This is a genomic window from Mesorhizobium sp. M1307, from assembly GCF_040318155.1.
In the GTDB taxonomy this organism is placed as follows: domain Bacteria; phylum Pseudomonadota; class Alphaproteobacteria; order Rhizobiales; family Rhizobiaceae; genus Mesorhizobium.
Window position 1 is genome coordinate 456,706 of the sequence record NZ_JAMYLR010000001.1, and the last position, 18,925, is coordinate 475,630.

The 18,925-nt window shown below is 64.1% G+C and carries 28 protein-coding genes; 13 read left to right on the forward strand and 15 right to left on the reverse strand.

Translation table 11 applies throughout. The features are described from left to right. Nucleotides 1-4: 4 nt before the first annotated feature. The 15 genes from NKH16_RS02325 to NKH16_RS02395 all read right to left on the reverse strand — a co-directional run bounded on the left by NKH16_RS02325 (nucleotide 5) and on the right by NKH16_RS02395 (nucleotide 11,672). Nucleotides 5-1,240, reverse strand: coding sequence for a P4 alpha zinc-binding domain-containing protein (locus NKH16_RS02325; RefSeq protein ID WP_352898181.1), 1,236 nt, complete (start codon nucleotides 1,238-1,240; stop codon nucleotides 5-7). Then, on the reverse strand, nucleotides 1,240-2,463 hold the full coding sequence (locus tag NKH16_RS02330; protein WP_352898184.1) for a phosphoadenosine phosphosulfate reductase domain-containing protein: 1,224 nt from the start codon (nucleotides 2,461-2,463) through the stop codon (nucleotides 1,240-1,242). Before NKH16_RS02330 ends, NKH16_RS02325 begins: the two co-directional genes overlap by 1 nt. Further along, nucleotides 2,460-4,619 carry a DNA cytosine methyltransferase gene (locus NKH16_RS02335; RefSeq protein ID WP_352898187.1) on the reverse strand — a complete coding sequence of 720 codons (2,160 nt, stop codon included), beginning with the start codon at nucleotides 4,617-4,619 and terminating at the stop codon, nucleotides 2,460-2,462. The genes NKH16_RS02330 and NKH16_RS02335 overlap by 4 nt, the downstream gene beginning before the upstream one ends. After that, nucleotides 4,616-4,858 (reverse strand): hypothetical protein, encoded by a 243-nt coding sequence (locus tag NKH16_RS02340; protein ID WP_352898190.1) that lies wholly within the window; start codon nucleotides 4,856-4,858, stop codon nucleotides 4,616-4,618. The genes NKH16_RS02335 and NKH16_RS02340 overlap by 4 nt, the downstream gene beginning before the upstream one ends. Beyond that, on the reverse strand, nucleotides 4,858-5,106 hold the full coding sequence (locus tag NKH16_RS02345; protein ID WP_352898192.1) for an RNA polymerase sigma factor sigma-70 region 4 domain-containing protein: 249 nt from the start codon (nucleotides 5,104-5,106) through the stop codon (nucleotides 4,858-4,860). Before NKH16_RS02345 ends, NKH16_RS02340 begins: the two co-directional genes overlap by 1 nt. Then, on the reverse strand, nucleotides 5,094-5,387 hold the full coding sequence (locus NKH16_RS02350) for a hypothetical protein (protein ID WP_352898194.1): 294 nt from the start codon (nucleotides 5,385-5,387) through the stop codon (nucleotides 5,094-5,096). The genes NKH16_RS02345 and NKH16_RS02350 overlap by 13 nt, the downstream gene beginning before the upstream one ends. Further along, a complete protein-coding gene (locus NKH16_RS02355; RefSeq protein WP_352898196.1) occupies nucleotides 5,380-5,679 on the reverse strand; it encodes a hypothetical protein in 300 nt (99 codons plus the stop codon). The genes NKH16_RS02350 and NKH16_RS02355 overlap by 8 nt, the downstream gene beginning before the upstream one ends. Next, on the reverse strand, nucleotides 5,672-5,932 hold the full coding sequence (locus NKH16_RS02360) for a hypothetical protein (protein ID WP_352898199.1): 261 nt from the start codon (nucleotides 5,930-5,932) through the stop codon (nucleotides 5,672-5,674). The genes NKH16_RS02355 and NKH16_RS02360 overlap by 8 nt, the downstream gene beginning before the upstream one ends. Further along, complete coding sequence (locus NKH16_RS02365; protein WP_352898201.1) at nucleotides 5,929-8,640, reverse strand: DNA methyltransferase; 2,712 nt, start codon at nucleotides 8,638-8,640, stop codon at nucleotides 5,929-5,931. Before NKH16_RS02365 ends, NKH16_RS02360 begins: the two co-directional genes overlap by 4 nt. A 367-nt stretch (nucleotides 8,641-9,007) precedes the next feature. After that, complete coding sequence (locus tag NKH16_RS02370) at nucleotides 9,008-9,571, reverse strand: hypothetical protein (protein ID WP_352898203.1); 564 nt, start codon at nucleotides 9,569-9,571, stop codon at nucleotides 9,008-9,010. Beyond that, complete coding sequence (locus NKH16_RS02375) at nucleotides 9,568-10,104, reverse strand: GcrA family cell cycle regulator (RefSeq protein ID WP_352828821.1); 537 nt, start codon at nucleotides 10,102-10,104, stop codon at nucleotides 9,568-9,570. The genes NKH16_RS02370 and NKH16_RS02375 overlap by 4 nt, the downstream gene beginning before the upstream one ends. Further along, nucleotides 10,101-10,535: a hypothetical protein gene (locus tag NKH16_RS02380; protein WP_352898205.1), complete on the reverse strand. Its 435-nt coding sequence runs from the start codon at nucleotides 10,533-10,535 to the stop codon at nucleotides 10,101-10,103. The genes NKH16_RS02375 and NKH16_RS02380 overlap by 4 nt, the downstream gene beginning before the upstream one ends. Next, nucleotides 10,532-11,023: a hypothetical protein gene (locus tag NKH16_RS02385; RefSeq protein WP_352704971.1), complete on the reverse strand. Its 492-nt coding sequence runs from the start codon at nucleotides 11,021-11,023 to the stop codon at nucleotides 10,532-10,534. Before NKH16_RS02385 ends, NKH16_RS02380 begins: the two co-directional genes overlap by 4 nt. Before the next feature lie 134 nt (nucleotides 11,024-11,157). Next, a complete protein-coding gene (locus tag NKH16_RS02390) occupies nucleotides 11,158-11,355 on the reverse strand; it encodes a hypothetical protein (RefSeq protein WP_352704973.1) in 198 nt (65 codons plus the stop codon). After that, nucleotides 11,352-11,672, reverse strand: coding sequence for a helix-turn-helix domain-containing protein (locus NKH16_RS02395; RefSeq protein ID WP_352847454.1), 321 nt, complete (start codon nucleotides 11,670-11,672; stop codon nucleotides 11,352-11,354). Before NKH16_RS02395 ends, NKH16_RS02390 begins: the two co-directional genes overlap by 4 nt. A gap of 37 nt (nucleotides 11,673-11,709) precedes the next feature. Between NKH16_RS02395 and NKH16_RS02400 the strand changes: the two genes are divergently transcribed. The 13 genes from NKH16_RS02400 (at nucleotide 11,710) to dnaN (ending at nucleotide 18,924) form a co-directional block, all read left to right on the forward strand. Further along, nucleotides 11,710-12,096 (forward strand): helix-turn-helix domain-containing protein, encoded by a 387-nt coding sequence (locus tag NKH16_RS02400; protein WP_352898207.1) that lies wholly within the window; start codon nucleotides 11,710-11,712, stop codon nucleotides 12,094-12,096. A 420-nt stretch (nucleotides 12,097-12,516) separates the two neighbouring features. Next, nucleotides 12,517-12,786 (forward strand): hypothetical protein, encoded by a 270-nt coding sequence (locus NKH16_RS02405; RefSeq protein WP_352898209.1) that lies wholly within the window; start codon nucleotides 12,517-12,519, stop codon nucleotides 12,784-12,786. A 116-nt stretch (nucleotides 12,787-12,902) separates the two neighbouring features. Continuing rightward, the gene (locus NKH16_RS02410) at nucleotides 12,903-13,397 is read left to right on the forward strand and encodes a hypothetical protein (RefSeq protein WP_352898211.1); all 495 of its coding nucleotides are present in this window, start codon (nucleotides 12,903-12,905) and stop codon (nucleotides 13,395-13,397) included. Then, nucleotides 13,397-13,654, forward strand: a complete 258-nt coding sequence (locus NKH16_RS02415; RefSeq protein WP_352847444.1) for a hypothetical protein — start codon at nucleotides 13,397-13,399, stop codon at nucleotides 13,652-13,654. Before NKH16_RS02410 ends, NKH16_RS02415 begins: the two co-directional genes overlap by 1 nt. Further along, the gene (locus tag NKH16_RS02420) at nucleotides 13,647-14,165 is read left to right on the forward strand and encodes a hypothetical protein (protein ID WP_352898213.1); all 519 of its coding nucleotides are present in this window, start codon (nucleotides 13,647-13,649) and stop codon (nucleotides 14,163-14,165) included. Before NKH16_RS02415 ends, NKH16_RS02420 begins: the two co-directional genes overlap by 8 nt. Next, on the forward strand, nucleotides 14,162-14,884 hold the full coding sequence (locus NKH16_RS02425; RefSeq protein WP_352898215.1) for a hypothetical protein: 723 nt from the start codon (nucleotides 14,162-14,164) through the stop codon (nucleotides 14,882-14,884). The genes NKH16_RS02420 and NKH16_RS02425 overlap by 4 nt, the downstream gene beginning before the upstream one ends. Beyond that, the gene (locus NKH16_RS02430) at nucleotides 14,881-15,084 is read left to right on the forward strand and encodes a hypothetical protein (protein ID WP_352898218.1); all 204 of its coding nucleotides are present in this window, start codon (nucleotides 14,881-14,883) and stop codon (nucleotides 15,082-15,084) included. The genes NKH16_RS02425 and NKH16_RS02430 overlap by 4 nt, the downstream gene beginning before the upstream one ends. Then, entirely contained in the window at nucleotides 15,084-15,335 is a 252-nt protein-coding gene (locus NKH16_RS02435) for a hypothetical protein (RefSeq protein ID WP_352898220.1), read from the forward strand. The genes NKH16_RS02430 and NKH16_RS02435 overlap by 1 nt, the downstream gene beginning before the upstream one ends. Nucleotides 15,336-15,517: 182 nt before the next feature. Continuing rightward, the gene (gene ssb, locus NKH16_RS02440; protein WP_352898223.1) at nucleotides 15,518-15,997 is read left to right on the forward strand and encodes a single-stranded DNA-binding protein; all 480 of its coding nucleotides are present in this window, start codon (nucleotides 15,518-15,520) and stop codon (nucleotides 15,995-15,997) included. Nucleotides 15,998-16,013: 16 nt separating this feature from the next. After that, nucleotides 16,014-16,349: a hypothetical protein gene (locus NKH16_RS02445; protein WP_352898225.1), complete on the forward strand. Its 336-nt coding sequence runs from the start codon at nucleotides 16,014-16,016 to the stop codon at nucleotides 16,347-16,349. A gap of 106 nt (nucleotides 16,350-16,455) precedes the next feature. Next, nucleotides 16,456-16,800, forward strand: a complete 345-nt coding sequence (locus tag NKH16_RS02450; protein WP_352704999.1) for a YfdP family phage-associated protein — start codon at nucleotides 16,456-16,458, stop codon at nucleotides 16,798-16,800. A gap of 34 nt (nucleotides 16,801-16,834) precedes the next feature. Then, nucleotides 16,835-17,797, forward strand: coding sequence for a DUF2303 family protein (locus tag NKH16_RS02455; RefSeq protein ID WP_352898228.1), 963 nt, complete (start codon nucleotides 16,835-16,837; stop codon nucleotides 17,795-17,797). Further along, nucleotides 17,794-18,924 (forward strand): DNA polymerase III subunit beta, encoded by a 1,131-nt coding sequence (gene dnaN / locus NKH16_RS02460; RefSeq protein WP_352898231.1) that lies wholly within the window; start codon nucleotides 17,794-17,796, stop codon nucleotides 18,922-18,924. Before NKH16_RS02455 ends, dnaN begins: the two co-directional genes overlap by 4 nt. The last annotated feature ends 1 nt before the right edge of the window (nucleotide 18,925 follow it).

Genomic DNA, 18,925 nt, shown 5'->3' on the forward strand with positions numbered 1-18,925 from the left:
CCCACTATTCCCCCGTCTCGACTGCCATGCGTGAAAAGTCATATCCGGCGCGAGGCCAGACGATCGGGATGATGCGCCCCGGCCGGGCATGCCTTGCACGGACCCGAGCCATTGCGGCAGCCGTCATCACCCGCTCAGAATCGCCGTCGGCCAGCAGCACCAGCTCGTCGACGTGATCGGCCACCCACATGGCGTCATCGGCGTTCTGGTCGCGCTTCGGTATAGGCCCGGCGACCATCACCGGCCTCGCCACGCCCTTGGCGTCCGGCTTCTTCAACGCAGGATGGGCGAAGCGCGACGAGGGCTCGGCCGGGCCCGATAGATTGCCGAGATCACCGGCGGCGAAATAGAACGTGTCGGCGCGAAAACCTTCCCAGACACCGAAGGCAACGCCGTTCTCGATGCCTTCGCCGCCGACCCAGCGGCTGCAGTCAGGATGGCCGGCAATCGGGATCAGGCCGCCCTTCTTCGAGCCGCGCATCTTCTTGGCCGGCAGCAATTCGCCGGTGGTCGGGTCGACCAGTTGCGGCCGAAACTTCGGCGGCCGATCAAGGTCGATCCAGGTGATGTGACAGCCAATCGGCGCCAGGTCTGGCATGATGAAGGGCGCGACCATGGCCGGCCCGGAATAGAGCGCGAGCGGGCTGCCGCGCTCATCCTGCCCGTGCCAGTACGTCACGTCGCCGCCGACGCGCAGCCATGTGGCGTCGGGATAGCCGCCACAACGATACTGCAGATAGAACCGGCCATGCATCTGTGCGGCCGTGCGCAGGGCCGTCAGCGACTGATAGATGCCGCGCGCCTTCTGCCGCTCGCGCTCGCGAAACTCGTCCTGGCTGGCCGCGCGCTCGGCGAAGGCGCAATCGTTCTGCAGCCGCCGTTCTTCCAGCCGCTTCTTGCGCGCCGCGCGATCTTCGTCGCTCTCGCGCTCGCCCTCCTCCGGAATGTCCCGGTCGAGCACGATCGAGCAGGCCTCGAGGAGGCCTTCGCGGCTCTTGACGTCCAGCCCTTCGCAATGGGCGGCCATGCCGATCGCGTCGTTGCCGCCAATGCCGCCGGCGCGGCAGTTCCACTTTTCCTTCTTCGTGTTGAACGAAAACGTGTCCGTGCCGAAGCAATGCGGGCAAGGCTGCGGATGCTCGACGCCGGACCTCTTGAAAGTAAGGCGCATGATCTTGGCCGCGTCCTCGATCTTCACGGCACGGGCGTCTTCGATGAAGAGTTTGATTGCCTCGCTCATCACCACACCAGCAATGGCTGCACCGAGCCGTCCCGAAAGATACTGTCCATGGGCGTATCGGCAGTCGGTTCGTCACCATCCCACCCGTTGGGCCATGTCCCAGCCGCGATCAGCTCCCGAATGCGTGCTTCTTCCTCAGGATTGAGGATGTCGATTTCTGGCCGGCCAAGCTCACGGGCCGACGCGTTGCAAGCACCCTGAATAGCCAGAATGCGCTCCAGGGCGTCCAACCGTGCGGCGAATGTCAAAGGCCCTTTGCGCTGCTTGTTCTTGCCGCTGGACAGCGTGCCATCTTCCTCCAGCCCTGTCTTCTTCAGCCTCTTGCTGTCGTCTTCGCGAAGCTCGCGATAGATTAGCTTAAGGCCGCGCAATGGAGCGAGATACGACCAGACCGCGCTCTTTAGGACGGTTTCCAGCCCAAGATCCTGACTGGCCAGCGGACAGCCGATGCAGCCGGTTCTGGCATTGATTTCATTCGCCTCATCGCCGCCATAGGCATCAGCGATCGCCGCAGTTGCCCAGCCACCATACTCAGGCATCGGCGCATAGATACGAAGCCAGTCCCAGACGTTGCAGACGCGCCAGTGCAGGAGCGGCGCCAAGGTCGCGATCCGGCCGCGCACGCCTTTCGATTGCGGTAGAACCTCCTGATACCAGCCCTGCCCGCATTCCGCGCCATCCTTGCCGCACGACATGCGGATGCGCTCGTCACGGATGGCACTCTCGCCTTCGCGCACGCCGGTGATCATAAGGACGTTGCCGTCCAGAGCGTCGAGCCTCGCCTCGATCGCATCCGCCATCGGGTCGACCTTGATCTGGCGCGTGCACCAACGGAATGTTCTGTTGTTTGGCGGCGGAACGCCTCGGCCGAGCATGTAGACCAGAAAACGCTTATCGAGAGGCGCCCGCACGACCTCGCAGGCAATGCCGCGGGCTGCGAGCTGCTCCATCATGCTCGCCGCCGCGATCGCCAGCGGCGGCAGCTCCTGCCTCGTGTCGGCGTAGAAGACGGTCAGTGACTTCGGTGGCGCAAGGCGGCCAACGTCGATCAGATGAACAATTAGGGTCAGTGTCGCCGAGCTATCCTTGCCACCGGACCAAGCGAGGCCCCAATGATCATGCGTCGGCCCATAGGCCTGCATTGATTGCAGCGTCAGATCGACAGCCTCGTCATAGACGAGGCGCTTTGATCCTTCGAAAAGCGTTGGCTGAAAGGGCTTCACTCCGCCGCCTCCAGGAACGCCTGACGGCCCCATTCCAGCGGCGGCCGGTAGTTCGCCTCGATGAAGGCGGCAGCGGGCAACTTGCACACTGAGTTGCCGATCTTGTGCCGCTGCTCGGTTTCGGTCAGCGGCTTGCCCTTGTAGATCGGGTTCAGGATGTAGCTGTCGGGGAAGCCTTGAGCACGGGCGAGCTCGCGCGGCGTCAGCATCCGCATACCGATGTCGATGATGATGAACACCGTTGCGCCGATGGTGATGGTCACCACATCGCCGCCGTCCCAGCATCCATGTGCCCTCAGAAACGCCGCTACCTGGCGCGCCCGGGCCATCTGACGATCCGAGAGCGGCCGCGGTGCCGCGTCGACGTGCGTCAGGCCGAAGCGATCTCTCGTCGTCGCCGCAGGCAGCGGGTAGTCAATCGAACTCGCTTGGCTGCCGTCGCCAGCGCTGTTCGAATAGTACGCGGTCATCAGCGGTAGCGTGACCACAGCCGAATGATTGCCGCCCGCGCACGCCGACGGCGCCGGATCCTCGCAAGACCCGTCACGGCGGTCGCTGCCATGCAGCGACAGCATATGGGCCGCCACGACTCCTTGCGTGCAGCCCTTCTGCACGATGGTCGACACCGGCCGGAGAGCGCCGTGACCCTCCTCGCCAGTGTTATGCTGCGCTAGGTAGACCGCCGCCAAGCTACCCTGATTTCCGTCTGGAACTGGTGTCGGCAACGGACGCTCTACGCTAGCCGTCCGCGGCTCCTGGCTATCGCGCTCCCCGTAGCGGGGCACCAGGTAAGGGACAACAAGTTGGTTCTGGTCGCCGTCGGACGCCGCGATGGTATGAAGCGGATCGCCTGATGGCCTGTTGCCGCCACCGTGCTGGCCACGGCTGACGAAGGGTGCCAGCATCGTTTCGGTCACACCAAGCGGCGCGGCTCCGCCCGGCCGCTTGATGAAGCTGTTCGCCGTCACCGCCGGCAGGGGGGCACCGGCCGGCCTACCGATGCTGTCGCCGCGAAACACCGCGACATGCGGCACGACTAGCCCATGCGCGTCGCGCGTCGCAGCGACCGTGTTGAACGGCTCCGATAGCCCTTGTCCTCGGAAGCCGTCGCCGCTGTGATTACAGGTGACTATGAATGCTTCGCCCTTTTCGGCCGCATCGATCACGTGACGCTTGACCCCCTTGGCGAGCCTCGCATCGGTCTTGGTCGCCAGCGGCCGGATGATCTTGCGACCGGTCGCCTTGGCATATTCGCGCGCCTCTTCCCTGGTCAGGAAGATGGACGGGCAGTCCAGCCCGAAATCGATGATGTCGGCAGCCACCGGCCACGGCTTCAGCGCGCCTTTTCGCACCGTGTCCGATTTCGGCTCGCCATGCGTCGGCTTCGGAATCTCAATGCGGTCGGCGTCGCGGCGGGCGCAGAGATAGAGCCGCTTGCGGATGGTCGGATCGCCGTAATCGCAGGCCGCCATCTTGCCCCAGCCGACCGAATAGCCATGGCGGGAAAGCTCATAGACGAACTGATGGAACGTGTGGCCTATGCGCTCGGGATCGCGCATGAAGCCGGTGCCGTCCGGCAGTTCGATCAGCGGTGACCATTTCGCGAAGGCATCGACGTTTTCAAGGCAGATAGTCCAAGGCTTTTGCCAGTCCGGCAGCTCCTTCAACCATTTCAGCAGCACCCAGGCGAGGTCGCGCACGGCGCGCGAAGTGATTGGGCCGCCCTTGGCTGCGGAATGGTCGCGGCAGTCCGGCGATAGCCAAAGGAAGCCGAACAGATCGTCGCCCAGCGTTTCTCGCATCGATACCTGCCAGACATTGTGCGGCAGGTGAATGGTGTCGCGATGGTTGGCCTCGTGCATCGCAAGCGCCGCCTCATCGTGGTTGACGGCATAGTCGACGGTGAGCGAATGCCCTTCCGGCAGAAGGCCGGCGGCAGCGAGGCGCCGCAACGCCTCCTCGATCCCGTTCGAAGCGCCGCCACCGCCGGCGAAGCTGTCGACGACACGCACGCGCCGCTCACCTCGCCGGGGCGGCGGGAGAACAGGCAGCGGCACCTTGGCCGCCCGCATGAAGCCGGGAACCGGAAGGCAACGCCATTTTTGCTTTTTGGCCGGGGTCAGTGTCACATCGCCGAAATCGAACTGAATGGTCATCCCTCAGCCCTCGCATCCGCTCGCGCGCCGTCGCGGGCCATTGCCAGGGTGCGGCAAACGGCGTCCTCTCGAACGGTCAGGACGGCGGCGATGGCATTGGTGTCGAACTGGCCGCTGGACCAAAGCACGATCGCCGCCAAAGCGGCGTCGCCGGTCAGCCATCCCCCGCCCAGCCGCATCAGCGCTTGCCGGAGTTCGACCTCGGAAAAGTCGGGTGGGGAAAGCTTGTGGCGCAGCATCACATGCCCTCCGCGACGACATTGACGTCGCCGCCGCGCGTGAACGGACGCGCCTTGTCGAGGATCTGGTTGATTGTCCCCGACGACAGGCCGAGGCGAGCGTTCACCTGGCTCGCGGTCAGGCCCATTTCGAACAGCAGCCTGATACCTTCGGCCTGCATGGCGAGCGGCAGCTTGAACAGCCGGGCCGGGTCGATGCTGCCCGGCTTGCCAAAGCCGGGTGCGGCAGATTTCTTCATAGCGGCCATGCTTCGGGCTCCCAGCAAGGTTTGTGATAGGATTGGATGGAGACGAGGCCGGCGACGCCGAACATGAAATCGGCGCGGCTGCGGATCAGCCGCCCGCCCTTGCCGTCGTCGACCGTGTCGAGCCGCGAGCCGTTGACGACGCCGTGCTGGCGCATCTCCCGCTCGATGTCGGCCGTGGTGGCGTGCGGGCATTCGAAGACGACAACGAAGGCTCTTGATTTGGGCCCGAAGCCGTTGACCAGCTGCACCCAGTAGACGTAGCGCTTGGGATCATCAGCCATCGGCCCGCCCCTCTGTTTCAGTGCTCTTCCCGTGAAGCATTTTTTGTGTTTCACACTCCGGAGCAGCGGTATCAGGCGGGTCGTAGAAGGCGCGGAACGACAGTTTCAGCCAGTCGCAGACGGCGATCGCCTTCGGCGCCGACACGCTCTGGCCGTTGCAGATGCGCGACAGGTCTGACGCGCAGACGCCGATTTCGGCGGCACAGACGCGCCAGCCGCGCCCGTCATCTTCCAGCCTGGCGCGCAGCAGCCTGCCAAGCCCGCGATAGTCGTAGGTTGCGAGCCTAGCCATGCCTGAATTCCTTCTTCAGGAAGAGCGCCGGCTCCTCGCCGATCCAGTCGCAAAGCGCGAAGAACTCATAGCTGCCGGGGTTGCGCCCGCGGGCGGCGCGCAGCACGGCGTCAAGATCGACTTCGGCTTCTTTCGCGACGCGCCGCTGCGTCTTGCGGCGATGAACGCGGCGCGCCTCGAGGAACATGGCGAACACGTCGAAATCGACATGGCTGGGATCGAAGGCGTCGGTGACGATCGGGGCGAGGTTCATTCCGCCGCCTCGTCCATTTCAGCCGCCGCCTGTTCGGCCGCCATCAGATCGAACAAGCCGGGCCCCTGCCCGCCGCCGGCGGCGATCTCGGCATAGGTGACGCCGTCGGCGAAATAGTCAGGGTTGAGTTCGACCGCGACCGCCTTGCGGCCCATGCGCAGCGCGCAATAGGGCACGGTCATGATGCCGCCGAACGGGTCGAACACCGTCTCGCCAGGCATCGAATGCTGCTCGATCGCCCGCTCGACGATGTCGAACTGCAGCGGGCAGAGATGCATTTCGCGGCCCTTGCGCTGCTGCAGCATGTTGAGCGTGCGCATACGCGCCACGTCGGTCCAGATCTCGGGATGGTCGCTATGCGGCGGCGCGATCATGAAGGTCGGCGGCAGCCTGCCTTCGGCGTCGAGCACCTCGGCAAATTCGACGTGCAGTGCGTGGTCGTAGACGTTTTCCTCCGCCCATTTCTTCCAGCCGCGATAGATCAGCTTGGCGTCGAGTTTCACCAGGCGGCGCAGCTCGTCGGGCAGCAGCGGCCGGTCGCCGCTCGACCGGCGCACGCCATGCGCGTCGATCTGCCAGCGGCCGCGCGAATAGCCAGTGCCGGGCACGCTGCGCAGCGCGCGTTCGAACGTCTGAGTGCGCACGCCGTCGCCCAGCGGCAGCGCCTTGTCGGGCTGCTCGGTGTGATCGGTGAAGGACAGCGGCTTCTGCTTGGCCACTGGCTGATCGGCGTAGCCGTTCGACCGATCGGTCGGCGGCTTGCGGAATGTCAGCGTGTATTCCGGCATGCCATTGCCCTGCCGGGTGCCATCCTTGCATTGCTCGCTCCAGCCGAGGCGATAGGTGCCGTTGTTCTCGCGCACGACGTCGGTGCCGATGGTGACGCGCGACATGAAGGCGAAGCCGTGGCGACGGAAATGCGAACAGCAATCGTCGGAGAACGGGTTGACCGTCTGGAAGCCAAAACCGTTGACGCCGCCCGGCACGATCCGGTCCTTGACGTGGATGACGGCGAGCCGGCCGGGCTTCAGCACGCGCAGTAGCTGCGGCGTCAAAAAATCCATCTGCGCCCAGAAGTGCGCGTCGTCGTCGGTGTGGCCGAAATCGTTGAAGGACGGGGTGTATTCGTATTGCGTCGAGAACGGGATCGAGGTGACGATCAGGTCGACGCTGTTTTCAGCCATCGACCGCGTTTCCTCGACCGTGTCGTTGTGCACGACCAGGTAGTTTTCGCCGCGCACCTCGCGCCTGGTCACACCCATCGAGCGCTTCAGCGCGCCCTCGATCGCCTGCTCCGCCAGGCCGAAACGGCGGATGATTTCCGCCATCTTTTCCGACTGCGCCTCGAACTGGCGCCAGCGCCGTTCCAGCGTGCGGCGCATCTCGCGCTCGGCCTCGGTGTAGATCAGGTCGAGGCGCACGGTATGCGTCTGTCCGAATCTCTGGATGCGGAACACCGACTGGATGAAGTCGTGAAACTTGAAGCCGATGCCGGTGTAGATCGCCAACCAGCAATAGTCCTGGAAATTACAGCCCGAGCCGTTGATGACCGGCTTGGTCGCCAGCTCTTCGAATTCGCCCCTGGCGAAGCCGACGACGCGCTTTTCCTTGGTGTCGTCGTCGAGCGTACCCCATACCGATTTGACGGTTGGGATCGCCTTCTCCAGCGCGTGCCGCTCGGCCTCCAGATCGTGCCAGAGGATGCGATGCGCGCCAGGATCCTCGGCGCGGATTTCCATGACCTTGGCGATGCGAGCGTCAAGGCTGCGCTTCTTCTCGCGCGCGGCCTCGGTCACACCATGCGCCGAATTGGCGAACAGCCTGCCCTGCCCGTCGCGCTCCTCGCCGGCAGCGCTATGGTCGGACGGGATTTCGTGCCAGCGGATATCGAGCGGCGGCAGGTCGTAGCCTTCGTCGGAATAACCGAGATCTGACGGCTTCTGGACGAACAGCGCCCAGCTCGCGACCCACAGCCAGAACTCTTCCTCCTTGTGCGGATGCAGCGTGAGCGCATCGGCCTTCTCGCTGTCGCGCTTGAAGAAGCGGGTTTTTGCCTCACCGACATCCATGACGCCGAGAAAGGCGGCATAGGCGAGCAGCTCGATATATTCGTTCGGATCGGGCACGGCGGTGGCGACGAAGCGATAGCGCACGCCGGCATGCTTGCGGCCGGTCTTGCGATCGTCGCCGGCAAAGGTCGCCATGAACTCGCGAAAGGTCTTGGTGCCGCCGAAGCCGCGCAGCACGGCAGCCTCGTCGAGCGACGCTGCGGTGAACAGGCAAGGGTCGAGCTTGCCGTCGCGGATCGTCTCGTAATTGGTAAGGTGGATCAGCACGCTCTCGGCGCCGATCTCGTTCGGCGCTTCCATCTGCCCGGGCCGGTTGATGAACTTCAGCCGGATGTTCGGATGGCGCTTCTCGACCTCGAGGAAGAATTCATGGCGCACGCCAAGCGGCACGACGATCAGCCCATGGCCGCCGGCATGCACCAGGCATTGCCGGATCACCTCGAGCTGCGTCGATGTCTTATGCAGGCCGAAACGCAGGAACAGCGCGCGGCGGCCGCCACGGCAGGCCCATGGCACGATCGCCTGCGTCATCGGCTTCAGCAGCGGGTTGACCGTTGCCGGGTCGACGTCGAAGCCGAGCGCCGGCGCCAGGCGCACCTTGGCCTTCAGGAATTCGGCATAGGCGGGATGCGCCGTCATGCGGCAGCACCGTCGACCGATGTCGTGGGCGCAAACAGCCACTCGACGGCCTTACCCTGGGATACTGCATATGCAATCTCCCGCCTTGTCGAAGAGCCGATGTATCCGCCTACGTTAATCACGAAAATCGCATCAGCGAGATCGATCTTCCGGAAATGAAGCTGATCCAAGTTCCTCTTCTCGGGCGAGGCTTCGTTACCGTCTGATGTCAGGAATCGAGAGCCGCGCGGTTCATCAGCGTGGCCAAACAGGCCTAACGAAATAACGATGTGGCCGCACATGCTGAGGTGAGCATTTGCCAAGTGGAAAGCTTCAGGGAAGCGGCTACTCCCACAAAGCGTGTAAACTCGTGGCCGATCAGAGAGTGTCATTGCGCGCCCCCATCGCGTGGCTCACAGGGCGCATGCTTGCCGCCGCCGAAGATGTAGTCGCGCCAAGGCGTCCAGCACCATTTGCCGTCATGGTAGCGGAGGAAGCCCCACTTTCTGGACTGCCGGCCGACCCAAACGATGGTGACGATCTTGCGTCCATCGAAACATGGCAAAGGTGGATGACCGCGCAATCGACCTGGCCAGTCGTGCCACCAATTTCCAGAAAATCGGCCAAGCACCCTATGTAGATAATTCGCCCGGCGATGGTGGATACGAAAAGCGCGCACTAGTCTGCGCTTTGTCACCCAGCCCATTTTCAGGGCGACCATCGGCAACGCATCATGGCTGCGATCACTGTCGAGAATGCGTAGTGTGAAGTCCTCGACATAGCTCGTTAGCGGGAAGGTCCAGAAATCCCACGGATGATCGTGCGGATCGGGGTCGGCGTCGCCGCGATGGAAGATGTGCAACCGTAGGCGGCCAACCCAGACGCGCGTCATGTAGGGCGTCTGGTACTCGCCATCGGTGCCGTAGATAGTTTGGATGCCAAGCGCCTTCATGCCGCAACCTGCCGTTTCGCGATCAGGTGACGCCGGCAGTACCGCGTATGCAGCGGTTCCGCCGCCCGCTCGGCGCCGCAGACCGGCATATCCGGCCCGTCAGGATCGTAGGGCGCGCCGGCATAGTGAAGGCACCGGTCGGTCATCACCGCTTGCAGGAAGGTGATTGGCAGCGTCGCCGGCAGGTTCGGAACGGCCTCGATCGGCTTGGAAAAGTGCACGCAATCCGGAGAAGTGAACAGAAGCTCGACTGGCGAGGCCGGCGTGATCGGCCGCGTGACCGCCATGACCGGGCGCACGGGACGATACTTCCGCTTTGGCGGCGTCTCGGTCTTGGGCGTGGCCCGGCCGATCGCCTGGTTCTTCGGCTGGCCGAGCAACTGGCCGAGCTTGCCGTTGCCGCGCTTCAGCTTGCCGATGACGGCATTGCGGCTGCGATCACCCGGCAGGCGAGCGGCAATCTGCGCGGCTGAAAGGCCTTGGCCGGTCAGATCGCGCAGCGCCTGCAGGTCGTCGGCGGACCAGTCGCTCATACCGGATACCCCTTCAGGGGCAACACCAGCCATTCGACCCAGAACTGGCCAACATCGGTCGGGCCGACGATGCCGCTTTCATCAAGCGACGGATCGTGGACGATGCGATCGTCGCGGGCGATCACCACGTGATTGGTGCCGTTGCGGCTTTGGCCGGAGAAGAGGTAGGGCAGCCCGTCGCTCAGCGTCGCGGCGACGGCAAGTGCGCCGTCGACATCGCCGCCATTCAGCGCGATGCGGATCGTGTGGACCCCTCTATCCCGCAGGAAGGCGTCCATCGAGCCGCACTGCTCTTCATTGCTCAGCACTTCGTGCCGATGCGGCACATGGTCATGATCGAGGTCGAGCAGGCAGGCGACGACGGTGCGGTAGCAGTCGCCATAGACACCATTGGCCGGATCGTGCCGGAACAGCTGCTTGACGAACCTCATGCCGCACCGCTGACCAGGCTGAGGCCGCCGGCGCCGCGGGCTGCGGCCGCCGCCTTGCGCAGTTCGGCAAGTGCAACTTCCAGTTTCGCCGCACCCCGGTCGATGCCGGCAAGCTCGGCTGGCGTCAGCCTGCCGTCGGCGAAAGCCATGGCGGCCGACGCGATCAGTTCACCGAACTGCACGACGACATCAGCATGCGCCGCCATCATCGTGGCGTTGGCGGCACCTGGCGCGTCGGCATCGGCAAGGCGCCGGCCGTTCAGTTCGGCCATGACACTGGTGACCAGCGGCGTGCCGCACTCGGCTTCGAGCAAAAGCACCGCCGACAGCGGCATCAGCTCGGGATCGCCGGCATTGTTGAAGCGGCCCATCTGGCTCTTCGACAGCGAGGCGATGGAAGCGGCGCGCTCGATCGTGCCGCAGCGTTCGATCAGGTCGCGCTGGGCTGCCTTGAGGCGGTAAAACCACTGACTGGAAATTTCGGCCATCTCGGCCCTCTTTCTCATTCAAACAAAATGCGGGCACAGTTTTCCCGGCGCGGGAAATGCGGTCTGCATTTCCCATGGCGGGACGAGGTGGAAAGCGGTTCAACTCGCGGGCATGAAAACCCCCATTCACAGCCTCACGGCGGTTCCCTCGGCAAACGCAGCGTCCGCCGCGCCTCGTCACGTAACAGGCGCGCCAGAAGGTCGGCAGGATGCTCGCGGGCAAAGGCGGCTAGCAGCTTCAACAGCCGCAGCGTCTTTGGCGGCAACCGGCGCACCGGCTCAGCCGGCGGCGGCAACAAGGTCAACGAAGGCGAGCAGCGGAGCGCGGTCATTCGGCCGCCTCGCTAGAAAGAGGGTGGCCGGTCCCGGCTTGGGGGAATTTTTCGGGACCGGCCGCGACGCCGCCGGGGCGAGCAGCATCGGAAAGCGACGCCTGGAGTTGGCGCAACAGGATCAGCGCCGGCCCCTTGGTCGGCGGCCTCGTCTCCCAGGTGGAGACCGTCGAGCGGTCGACGCCGCAATGGTCGGCGAGCTGCTGCTGCGTCCAGCCGAGCTCGCCTCGCAGGGCGACCACGTCGACAACCGTCTCTAGTTCGAACGAATGATCCATCATGACCGATAGTGTGAGAAAGTCACATCGATCTGTCAAGTAGAAACTCACATCAGAAATGTGAAAAAGTCACGCCATGACGGATGTAACCCGAGTAGACGAGCAGGCGGCGCGGCTGCGCCATGCGCGCGAGATGCGCGGCTTCGACAATGCGAAGGCCGCCGCGAAGCGTTTCGGCTTTAACTACAACACCTACATCCAGCACGAAAGCGGCCGGACCGGCATCACCCGCGCGGTCAAGGACTATGCCCGCGCCTACAGGGTCAGGGAAGCCTGGCTCATCACCGGCGAAGGCTCACCGCAGGATATAGACGGCAGCGACGAGCTGCGCGAGATTTTCATGCGCTTGGCGGCGGCGCCACGGGAGGTCCAGGCCGCCGTGCTGACCTATGCCAGATTCGCGCTGGGCGAGCCGAGCGGCACCGAAAAATCCCGCGAAACCGCGACCACGCCAACATCGTGATCGATAAGCACGCGCCAGTGCCCGCCATGGATTTCCTTCATCGCCTCTGCGATTGATCGCGTGTCCCTGGCAATGCGCTCGGAGATCGTCGCTGCTCTTGATTGAGGCGATGTCGCGATCGCTCGCAATTTGTCCATTGCCTGATCGCCCGCAGCTTCGCGCGATTCGTACTGGATCACTTGTCTCTTCTCCCAAACCGAACGGGCAGTGAAATTAGGAACAATTTCCTCTAGGCTGTCAAATCAGTTTTTTCACGCCGTCCAGTGTCCCATTTCGGTACGCATACAACCATTGCTGAATGATCACCAGATTGTTTCAACCTGTAACGATGCCCTGTGAATAGCGGGGAAAGTAGTACCAGTTTTCCGCAAAATCTGGAACCATTTCGAACACTTGACCTTTCGGCGATAAGTCGGGGTCATGTCCCGACCGTCACGCCCCAGCTTCCATGTCCGCCTGCCGCCCGAACTCAAAGCACGGCTCGAGGCGGTTCGCGGCGGCAAGAGCCTCAACCGGGAGGTGGTCGACAGGCTGGAGCGGTCGTTCGGAGAGGATCTGGCCTCGCAGTTCGGAGAGGTCATCGCCGCCTACCTTGCGCCGCTCGACGATGAGGAGCGCGCCAAGGTCGTCGATCTGGCGAGCGAACTGGCGGCAGTGCTAATGGCCAAGCCGCGCAAACGGGCCCGGTAAAACCCGCATGATTCTCACTCCCGCATTTTGAAGTGTGAGTTTATCACATTTAGGCTTGACACTGTGATGTGAGTAATTCACACTTTGCACCATCGTCAAACCGATGGAGCGTTTCAGTGTCATCGCAATCCAAGATCCTCGTCGGTCACAAAACCGCGACAGCCCTTTTGGGCGCCGTCAATGACGAGGATGGTCTTTGCCGCAAGGGAAGGACGCCCGATGACAACCGCGTGGTCGCCCTTGCTGGCAACGCACGCCATCAGGCGAAGGACCATTTGCGGGTCGGTCTCGTGCACACCGGCCCGAATGAGCGCCAGCCCTTCGCTCCACGATTCGTAGTCCAGCCAAACGTACACTTGTTCCATGCCAGACCGGCCGAGAACGGAAGGATCGTCTGCTCGCCCCTGTCCGGCCCAAGCCGCCACCAGCGTTGCCGCCAGTATCAATCGTCGCATCCTGCCCCCCCGCGCAATCTCGGCGTCATCGAAGGTGAGCGCCTGCAGCGCGCACGAGGCTATCATGAGGATTACTCGCTGGCCAAGAACCTCGCCTCGCTGGCGGCGGTCACAGCGATCCTGTTCTGCGCCGCCCTGATCTTCGGTGCCGTCTGATGAACGTCGGCGAGCATCCTGAGGGTATGTCGGCCGAAAGGCGCGATCTGATCGAGACGCTCGAATGCCTCGGCTACGACACCATGCCCGGCGTTCAACGCGACTGGGCCGACTGGCGCGACCGCCTGTCCGACGACCAGCTCCGGACGATCATCACCGGCATCGAGGGCCGGTTCGAAGACCAGGCTGCGCTTGCCCGGCAGGCAGAACTTCTTTCCGCAATGGCACGTACCCAGGAGGCCAACTGTTATGCTTAACCAAGCCGACTTTCGCTCGACGCAGACGCGGCCAGTATTCCCCGAACAGGCTGACGACGCGCATCCGCGCTGCCGCGAAATGGCCGAGGCGATGCGCGAGCTGTTCTCGGTCGGCGGCGGCGTCCGCTCAAAGGACCTGGTCGGCGCCGGCTTCAGCTGGGCCGAGATCGTTGAGTTCAAAGATGCGGCGGCCAAGCTCGCGGCCGATGCCAGCGTGCGGCAGATCACCAGCCGGCCCGACCTGTTGGCCGACATCATCGAGAAGGCGCGCTCGCCGATTCCAAACCGGCCACCACTGCCGCGCGACACAAAGGAAACGCAAGCGCTGCTGGTCGCCTGGGGCGGCTACTGCACGGCACGCGCTGCCCTCTGGCTCGACCCTTGGTCCGGCCAGCGCGAGCGCTGCCTCAGTCTCCTGTCTCTCTACCTCAACCGCCTGCCGATCTTCCCGGCCAACCGCGAGACGGTGATGCGCGCGGTCGAGCAGACGCTGCCGCAGGTGGCGCAATGAATCAGGAGGTGCGGCACATCTCGAAAGACGCGCGGCGGGCCGACCAGCAATCGGCCCGTCGCGCCCCGTCAATCGTTCCGGCGTTCCGGCCGGACGGCTCCGCCTTCGACCTGGTCAATCCGACCGCAGCCGACATCGACTTCGCCGACATGGCCAACGCGCTGTCGAAAATCGCGCGCTTCAATGGCATCTATCGCTGCGCAGCCTATTCGGTGGCGCAGCATTCAGTGATGGGCGCCGACGCCATCTTCCGGGAGACCGGCGACAGCGTGCTGGCCGGCTACTTCGTGCTGCATGACGGCCACGAATACCCGTTCGGTGACGTGACCCGGCCGGCGGTCGACCTGATCCAGCATTGGGTGGCCAAGCTCGCCGCAGCGGCCAAGCTCGACCGGCCGGAGTTCATCGACAAGCTCGTGCATCGCGCCATCGGCGAGGTGAAGCGATGCATTGATCTCGCGATATACGAGGCGGCGCAGCTGCCCGACATCACCCGCATGCCGCTTTATGTCCGCCAGGTGAAGGATATGGACGACCGGATGCTGGTCGCCGAAGCGCTTGCCCTGTTCGGGCCGAATGCCGACCCACGCTGCATCCCGAAAGGGCTCAAGCCGCCGAGGCTGACCGGGACGATCGAGCCATGGGGCGCGATGAAGGCCGAGATCGCCTTCCTCGACCGGCTGGAGCGCTATCTCGGCATCGTCGTGAGGGCGGCATGACCAGCGGCCGTTCCGAGCTGATTGACTTGACGCTGGCGCTGCACGCCACAACCAGCAAGGCCGTGCGCGTCTCCGAAACCGGGGACGACGCCAAGGCGGTCTGGGTGCCGGTTTCCGAAATCGAGATGGTCAAGAAGCCGGGCGGCCTCGTTGTCGTCACCATGCCCGAATGGCTGGCGCTGTCGAAGGGCCTAATATGATGAGCGAGCCCGCCATCCGCCATTGGCACGACACCATCGAGCGGTTGCGCGGCGGCGAGCCGCTGCGGTTGCTGATCGGGGAAAAACTCTACAATTCGAGCGAGATCATGCTCGCCGCGCCGTTCGCAGCCAGCCTGCGCAAGGATCTGATCGCCGATATCGAGGCGCAGATCGCAGCCCTGATGCCATCCGGCCCGAACGCACCAGCCGGCCATGCGCTCATCACCCTACCCGACGAAAGGACCGCCTGACATGGGCATTCTCGACTTGTTTCGCAGCAAGCGTCATCCATTTCTTGACCCTCGGCATATCGATCTGACGCGCCGCCTCGGGCGCATGCCGGGCAGGCGCTACTTCCACCGCAGTCGCTGGTTGCCGCATCAGGGCTTGCGGGAATGTGCCCGACGGCTCCGCCAAGTCGGGAGCCGCTGACATGGCTGGCAGCGTCAACAAGGTCATTCTGATCGGCCACCTCGGCGCCGACCCGGAAATCCGCCGCCTCAACAGCGGCGACAGCGTGGTCAATTTCCGCGTCGCGACGTCGGAAAGCTGGCGCGACAAGACTAGCGGTGAACGCAAGGAAAAAACCGAGTGGCACACCATCGTCGTCTTCAATGAGAACCTCTGCAAGGTCGCCGAGCAATATCTGAAGAAGGGTATGAAGGTCTATGTCGAGGGCCAGCTGGCGACCCGCAAATGGGAAGACCAGGCCGGCGCGGCGCGCTATTCGACCGAGATCGTGCTGCAGAAATTCCGCGGCGAGCTCCAGATGCTCGACAAATCAGACCACCCCGCCCGCAGCCCCGACGATTACGGCACGCAGCGCGGCGGCTCAAGCCGCCAGGAGCGCGGGCCGGACCAGCAGCAATCGCCCGGCATGCGCGAAGCGCTCGACGACGAAATCCCGTTCTAACCAAAGGAGCATGACCATGGCGCAAGCCAGGAAGAAGCCTGTCGTCGCGAAGGCGCGAAACACACTGCAGAACCGTCTGGCCGCCAAGGCGGCAGCAAAGCCGGTCAAGCATGCCGTCGAGGCGAGGGACCAGACCGAAACGCCGGAGGTGACCATCAGGCGCCTAGCTGGAGAGGTGAAGAAGTTTTCAGACTGGTGGCATGAGGACAGACGAAAAGTAGAGCGTCTGGAGCATCAGTTGAAAGCTCTTCAGGGCACCCTTCGCTCGATTTCAAATCTGGCACGCGTCGACATCGGAGGCTTTGTCGAGCGCAGCGATCGCGGCCCATACGACGACCATATCCCCTTCTAGCCCGCGACTGCGGGCCGGCGATCGTTCGCCGCCCCGTCCGGAGGCCAGCGCCCGGGCGCTTCCGGATCGGACAAGCTCAAGACGGGCGCGGAACGGCCGCGAGGACATGAAGAAAATCAGAGACGCACAGACCATCATTGGCATGCTGGAAGGCGGCGAAGTCGCCGCCGCCATGTCGACCGAGATCACCGAGACGCTGGCCAAGCTCAAGGAGCTCTCCGGCGACCGGCCGAAGACCAAGATCAAGGGCAACGTCACCCTCAAGCTCAATCTCGAGGTCGAGGCCGGCACGGCGACGATCTCGTGCGAGATCGATTCGAAGCGGCCGAAGCCGGCGCGCGGCTCGTCCTTCTACTGGGTGCTGGATGACGGCTCGCTGTCGACCGAACACCCGCAACAGACCGACATGTTCGGCGGCCCGCGCGCGGCATCCGAACGCCAGCAGTCTTGACCCCCAAACCCTCAAACCTGAAGGAAACTTCCCAATGGCCGACAAGACCTCTAACGTTGTAGGCGAAGCGCTGCTTTCGCCCTCGCCCTTCACCGTCGACCTCAACGTCGCGGCATGGCTCGGCGCCAAGGCGGAAGGTGTCGAAATCGCGACGCTGACCAACACCGCCAAGGCTCCCGGCCTGCCCGATGCTGTCCCGGTCCTGCTCAAGCGCGGCACGGCACCCGGCGTCGAAGGTCTTGAACGCCTGCTCGAACCTTACCGCCAGTTCCCCGCCCGCAAGACCGGCCAGGCGACGGCCCAGACCTTCGAGGCCTTCTGCAACCTGACGCTGCGCCATCTGACCGATCACAGCGCCATCTTCGCCAATATGGACTGGAAGAAGCCGACGCTGACAGCCGTCATCGACTATCACGAGCTTGCCGAAGGCCATGCCAATTTCGGCAAGCACCGCGTGCACTATGCCTTCCCGCTGTCGGAAGAATGGCAGAAATGGGTTGCCGGCGACGGCGTGAAGATGGACCAGGGCGACTTCGCCTGGTTCCTCGAGGATCGCGTCGCCGAATTGTCGTCGCCTACCGAGGAGGAGAAGCTCCAATACGAGCGCGACTTCGCCACCACGATCGCGACGCCGGCGCAGCTGGTCGAGCTGTCGCGCGGCCTGCAGGTCAACGTCGAGAGCAAGGTCAAGGCCTCGACCACGCTGCAGAGTGGCGAAGGCCAGATCGCTTGGGAAGAGACGCATAGCGGCGCCGACGGCAAGGCGCTGAAGGTGCCGGGCATCTTCATGCTGAACATCGCGCCGTTCTTCATGGGCGACAAGGTGCGCATTCCGGTGCGGCTGCGCTACCGGCCGGCGGGCGGCAAGGTCACCTGGTTCTATCAGATCTACAGGCCCGACCAGTTCATCACCGAGCACGTCCGCGACGTGCTCGCCGCAGCGCGCGACCAGACCGGCCTGCCGACCTATGAAGGCACGCCGGAGATGTCGGCGTGAAGACGCCCAACACCATCATCACGGCGCGGGAGGCTTTGCTTCCCGCGCTCGGGCTCGTCAACAAGGCGGTCGAGCGGCGCACCACGATCCCGGTGCTGGCCAACGTCCTGCTCACCGTCGACGCCGCGGCGGGCAAACTGACCATCACCGGCAGCGACCTGGATTGCGAGCTGCGCGCCACACTCGCCTGCCAGGCCGGCCGGGACGAGGCTTTCACGCTGCCGTCGGCGATCCTGCATGATGCCGTGCGCAAGATGCCGGAGGGCGCCGAGATCGCGCTTGTCGCCGAGAAGGATTTCGCCACGCTGACCGCCGGCAGGTCGCGGTTCAAAATTCAGGTGCTGCCGTCGACCGATTTCCCGACGATGAGCGAGGGCACCTTCAGCCACAGTTTCGACCTGGATGCCGGTCTTTTCGAGCGCATGCTCGACACCGTATCCTTCGCCATTTCGAGCGAGGAGACGCGCTATTACCTCAACGGCATCTACTGGCATGGCGGCGAAACGCTCAACGCAGTCGCCACCGATGGCCACAGGCTGGCCAAGTTCGCCGCGCCCCTGCCAGAGGGTGCTGCGGGCATGCCGGCCATCATCATCCCGCGCCGCGCGGTCGGGCTGATCCGCCAGTTGATCGGCGAGAAGGGCGCAGTCAAGGTCAGCATGTCGGACACCAAGATCCGCGTCGAGACCGGCCAAGGCACGCTACTGTCGAAGCTGATCGACGGCAGCTTCCCCGACTATGTCAGGGTCATCCCGACCGGCAATTCGAACCATTTCACCGTCGAACGCGAAGCACTGGCCAGCGCCGTCGACCGGGTCGGCACCGTGTCGAGCGGGCGCGGCAGCGCGGTGAAGTTCGCCTTCGAGGCCGGCGGCAACCTGACGCTGACCACCAACAATCCCGACGCCGGCAGCGCCAATGACGAGGTGACGATCGAGCACGGCGAAGGCGACAGCGTCGAGATCGGCTTCAACGGCCGCTACTGCCTCGACCTGCTCAACGCCGCCGAAGGCAAGCGACTGGTGTTCAGCCTGGGTGAAGCAGGCTCGCCGACGCTGATCCAGCCGGAAACCGCCGACGAGACCGGTCTCAAGCCGCTCTTCGTGCTGATGCCAATGAGGGTGTGAG

What these genes read in the sequence shown, in the direction of transcription:
- NKH16_RS02325 (WP_352898181.1), bottom strand. Translation starts at nt 1,240, where the DNA reads ATGAGCGAGGCAATCAAACTCTTCATCGAAGACGCCCGTGCCGTGAAG.
- NKH16_RS02335 (WP_352898187.1), bottom strand. Translation starts at nt 4,619, where the DNA reads ATGACCATTCAGTTCGATTTCGGCGATGTGACACTGACCCCGGCCAAA.
- NKH16_RS02340 (WP_352898190.1), bottom strand. Translation starts at nt 4,858, where the DNA reads ATGCTGCGCCACAAGCTTTCCCCACCCGACTTTTCCGAGGTCGAACTC.
- NKH16_RS02345 (WP_352898192.1), bottom strand. Translation starts at nt 5,106, where the DNA reads ATGGCCGCTATGAAGAAATCTGCCGCACCCGGCTTTGGCAAGCCGGGC.
- NKH16_RS02350 (WP_352898194.1), bottom strand. Translation starts at nt 5,387, where the DNA reads ATGGCTGATGATCCCAAGCGCTACGTCTACTGGGTGCAGCTGGTCAAC.
- NKH16_RS02355 (WP_352898196.1), bottom strand. Translation starts at nt 5,679, where the DNA reads ATGGCTAGGCTCGCAACCTACGACTATCGCGGGCTTGGCAGGCTGCTG.
- NKH16_RS02360 (WP_352898199.1), bottom strand. Translation starts at nt 5,932, where the DNA reads ATGAACCTCGCCCCGATCGTCACCGACGCCTTCGATCCCAGCCATGTC.
- NKH16_RS02365 (WP_352898201.1), bottom strand. Translation starts at nt 8,640, where the DNA reads ATGACGGCGCATCCCGCCTATGCCGAATTCCTGAAGGCCAAGGTGCGC.
- NKH16_RS02370 (WP_352898203.1), bottom strand. Translation starts at nt 9,571, where the DNA reads ATGAAGGCGCTTGGCATCCAAACTATCTACGGCACCGATGGCGAGTAC.
- NKH16_RS02375 (WP_352828821.1), bottom strand. Translation starts at nt 10,104, where the DNA reads ATGAGCGACTGGTCCGCCGACGACCTGCAGGCGCTGCGCGATCTGACC.
- NKH16_RS02380 (WP_352898205.1), bottom strand. Translation starts at nt 10,535, where the DNA reads ATGAGGTTCGTCAAGCAGCTGTTCCGGCACGATCCGGCCAATGGTGTC.
- NKH16_RS02385 (WP_352704971.1), bottom strand. Translation starts at nt 11,023, where the DNA reads ATGGCCGAAATTTCCAGTCAGTGGTTTTACCGCCTCAAGGCAGCCCAG.
- NKH16_RS02390 (WP_352704973.1), bottom strand. Translation starts at nt 11,355, where the DNA reads ATGACCGCGCTCCGCTGCTCGCCTTCGTTGACCTTGTTGCCGCCGCCG.
- NKH16_RS02400 (WP_352898207.1), top strand. Translation starts at nt 11,710, where the DNA reads ATGACGGATGTAACCCGAGTAGACGAGCAGGCGGCGCGGCTGCGCCAT.
- NKH16_RS02405 (WP_352898209.1), top strand. Translation starts at nt 12,517, where the DNA reads ATGTCCCGACCGTCACGCCCCAGCTTCCATGTCCGCCTGCCGCCCGAA.
- NKH16_RS02415 (WP_352847444.1), top strand. Translation starts at nt 13,397, where the DNA reads ATGAACGTCGGCGAGCATCCTGAGGGTATGTCGGCCGAAAGGCGCGAT.
- NKH16_RS02420 (WP_352898213.1), top strand. Translation starts at nt 13,647, where the DNA reads ATGCTTAACCAAGCCGACTTTCGCTCGACGCAGACGCGGCCAGTATTC.
- NKH16_RS02425 (WP_352898215.1), top strand. Translation starts at nt 14,162, where the DNA reads ATGAATCAGGAGGTGCGGCACATCTCGAAAGACGCGCGGCGGGCCGAC.
- NKH16_RS02430 (WP_352898218.1), top strand. Translation starts at nt 14,881, where the DNA reads ATGACCAGCGGCCGTTCCGAGCTGATTGACTTGACGCTGGCGCTGCAC.
- NKH16_RS02435 (WP_352898220.1), top strand. Translation starts at nt 15,084, where the DNA reads ATGAGCGAGCCCGCCATCCGCCATTGGCACGACACCATCGAGCGGTTG.
- ssb (WP_352898223.1), top strand. Translation starts at nt 15,518, where the DNA reads ATGGCTGGCAGCGTCAACAAGGTCATTCTGATCGGCCACCTCGGCGCC.
- NKH16_RS02445 (WP_352898225.1), top strand. Translation starts at nt 16,014, where the DNA reads ATGGCGCAAGCCAGGAAGAAGCCTGTCGTCGCGAAGGCGCGAAACACA.
- NKH16_RS02450 (WP_352704999.1), top strand. Translation starts at nt 16,456, where the DNA reads ATGAAGAAAATCAGAGACGCACAGACCATCATTGGCATGCTGGAAGGC.
- NKH16_RS02455 (WP_352898228.1), top strand. Translation starts at nt 16,835, where the DNA reads ATGGCCGACAAGACCTCTAACGTTGTAGGCGAAGCGCTGCTTTCGCCC.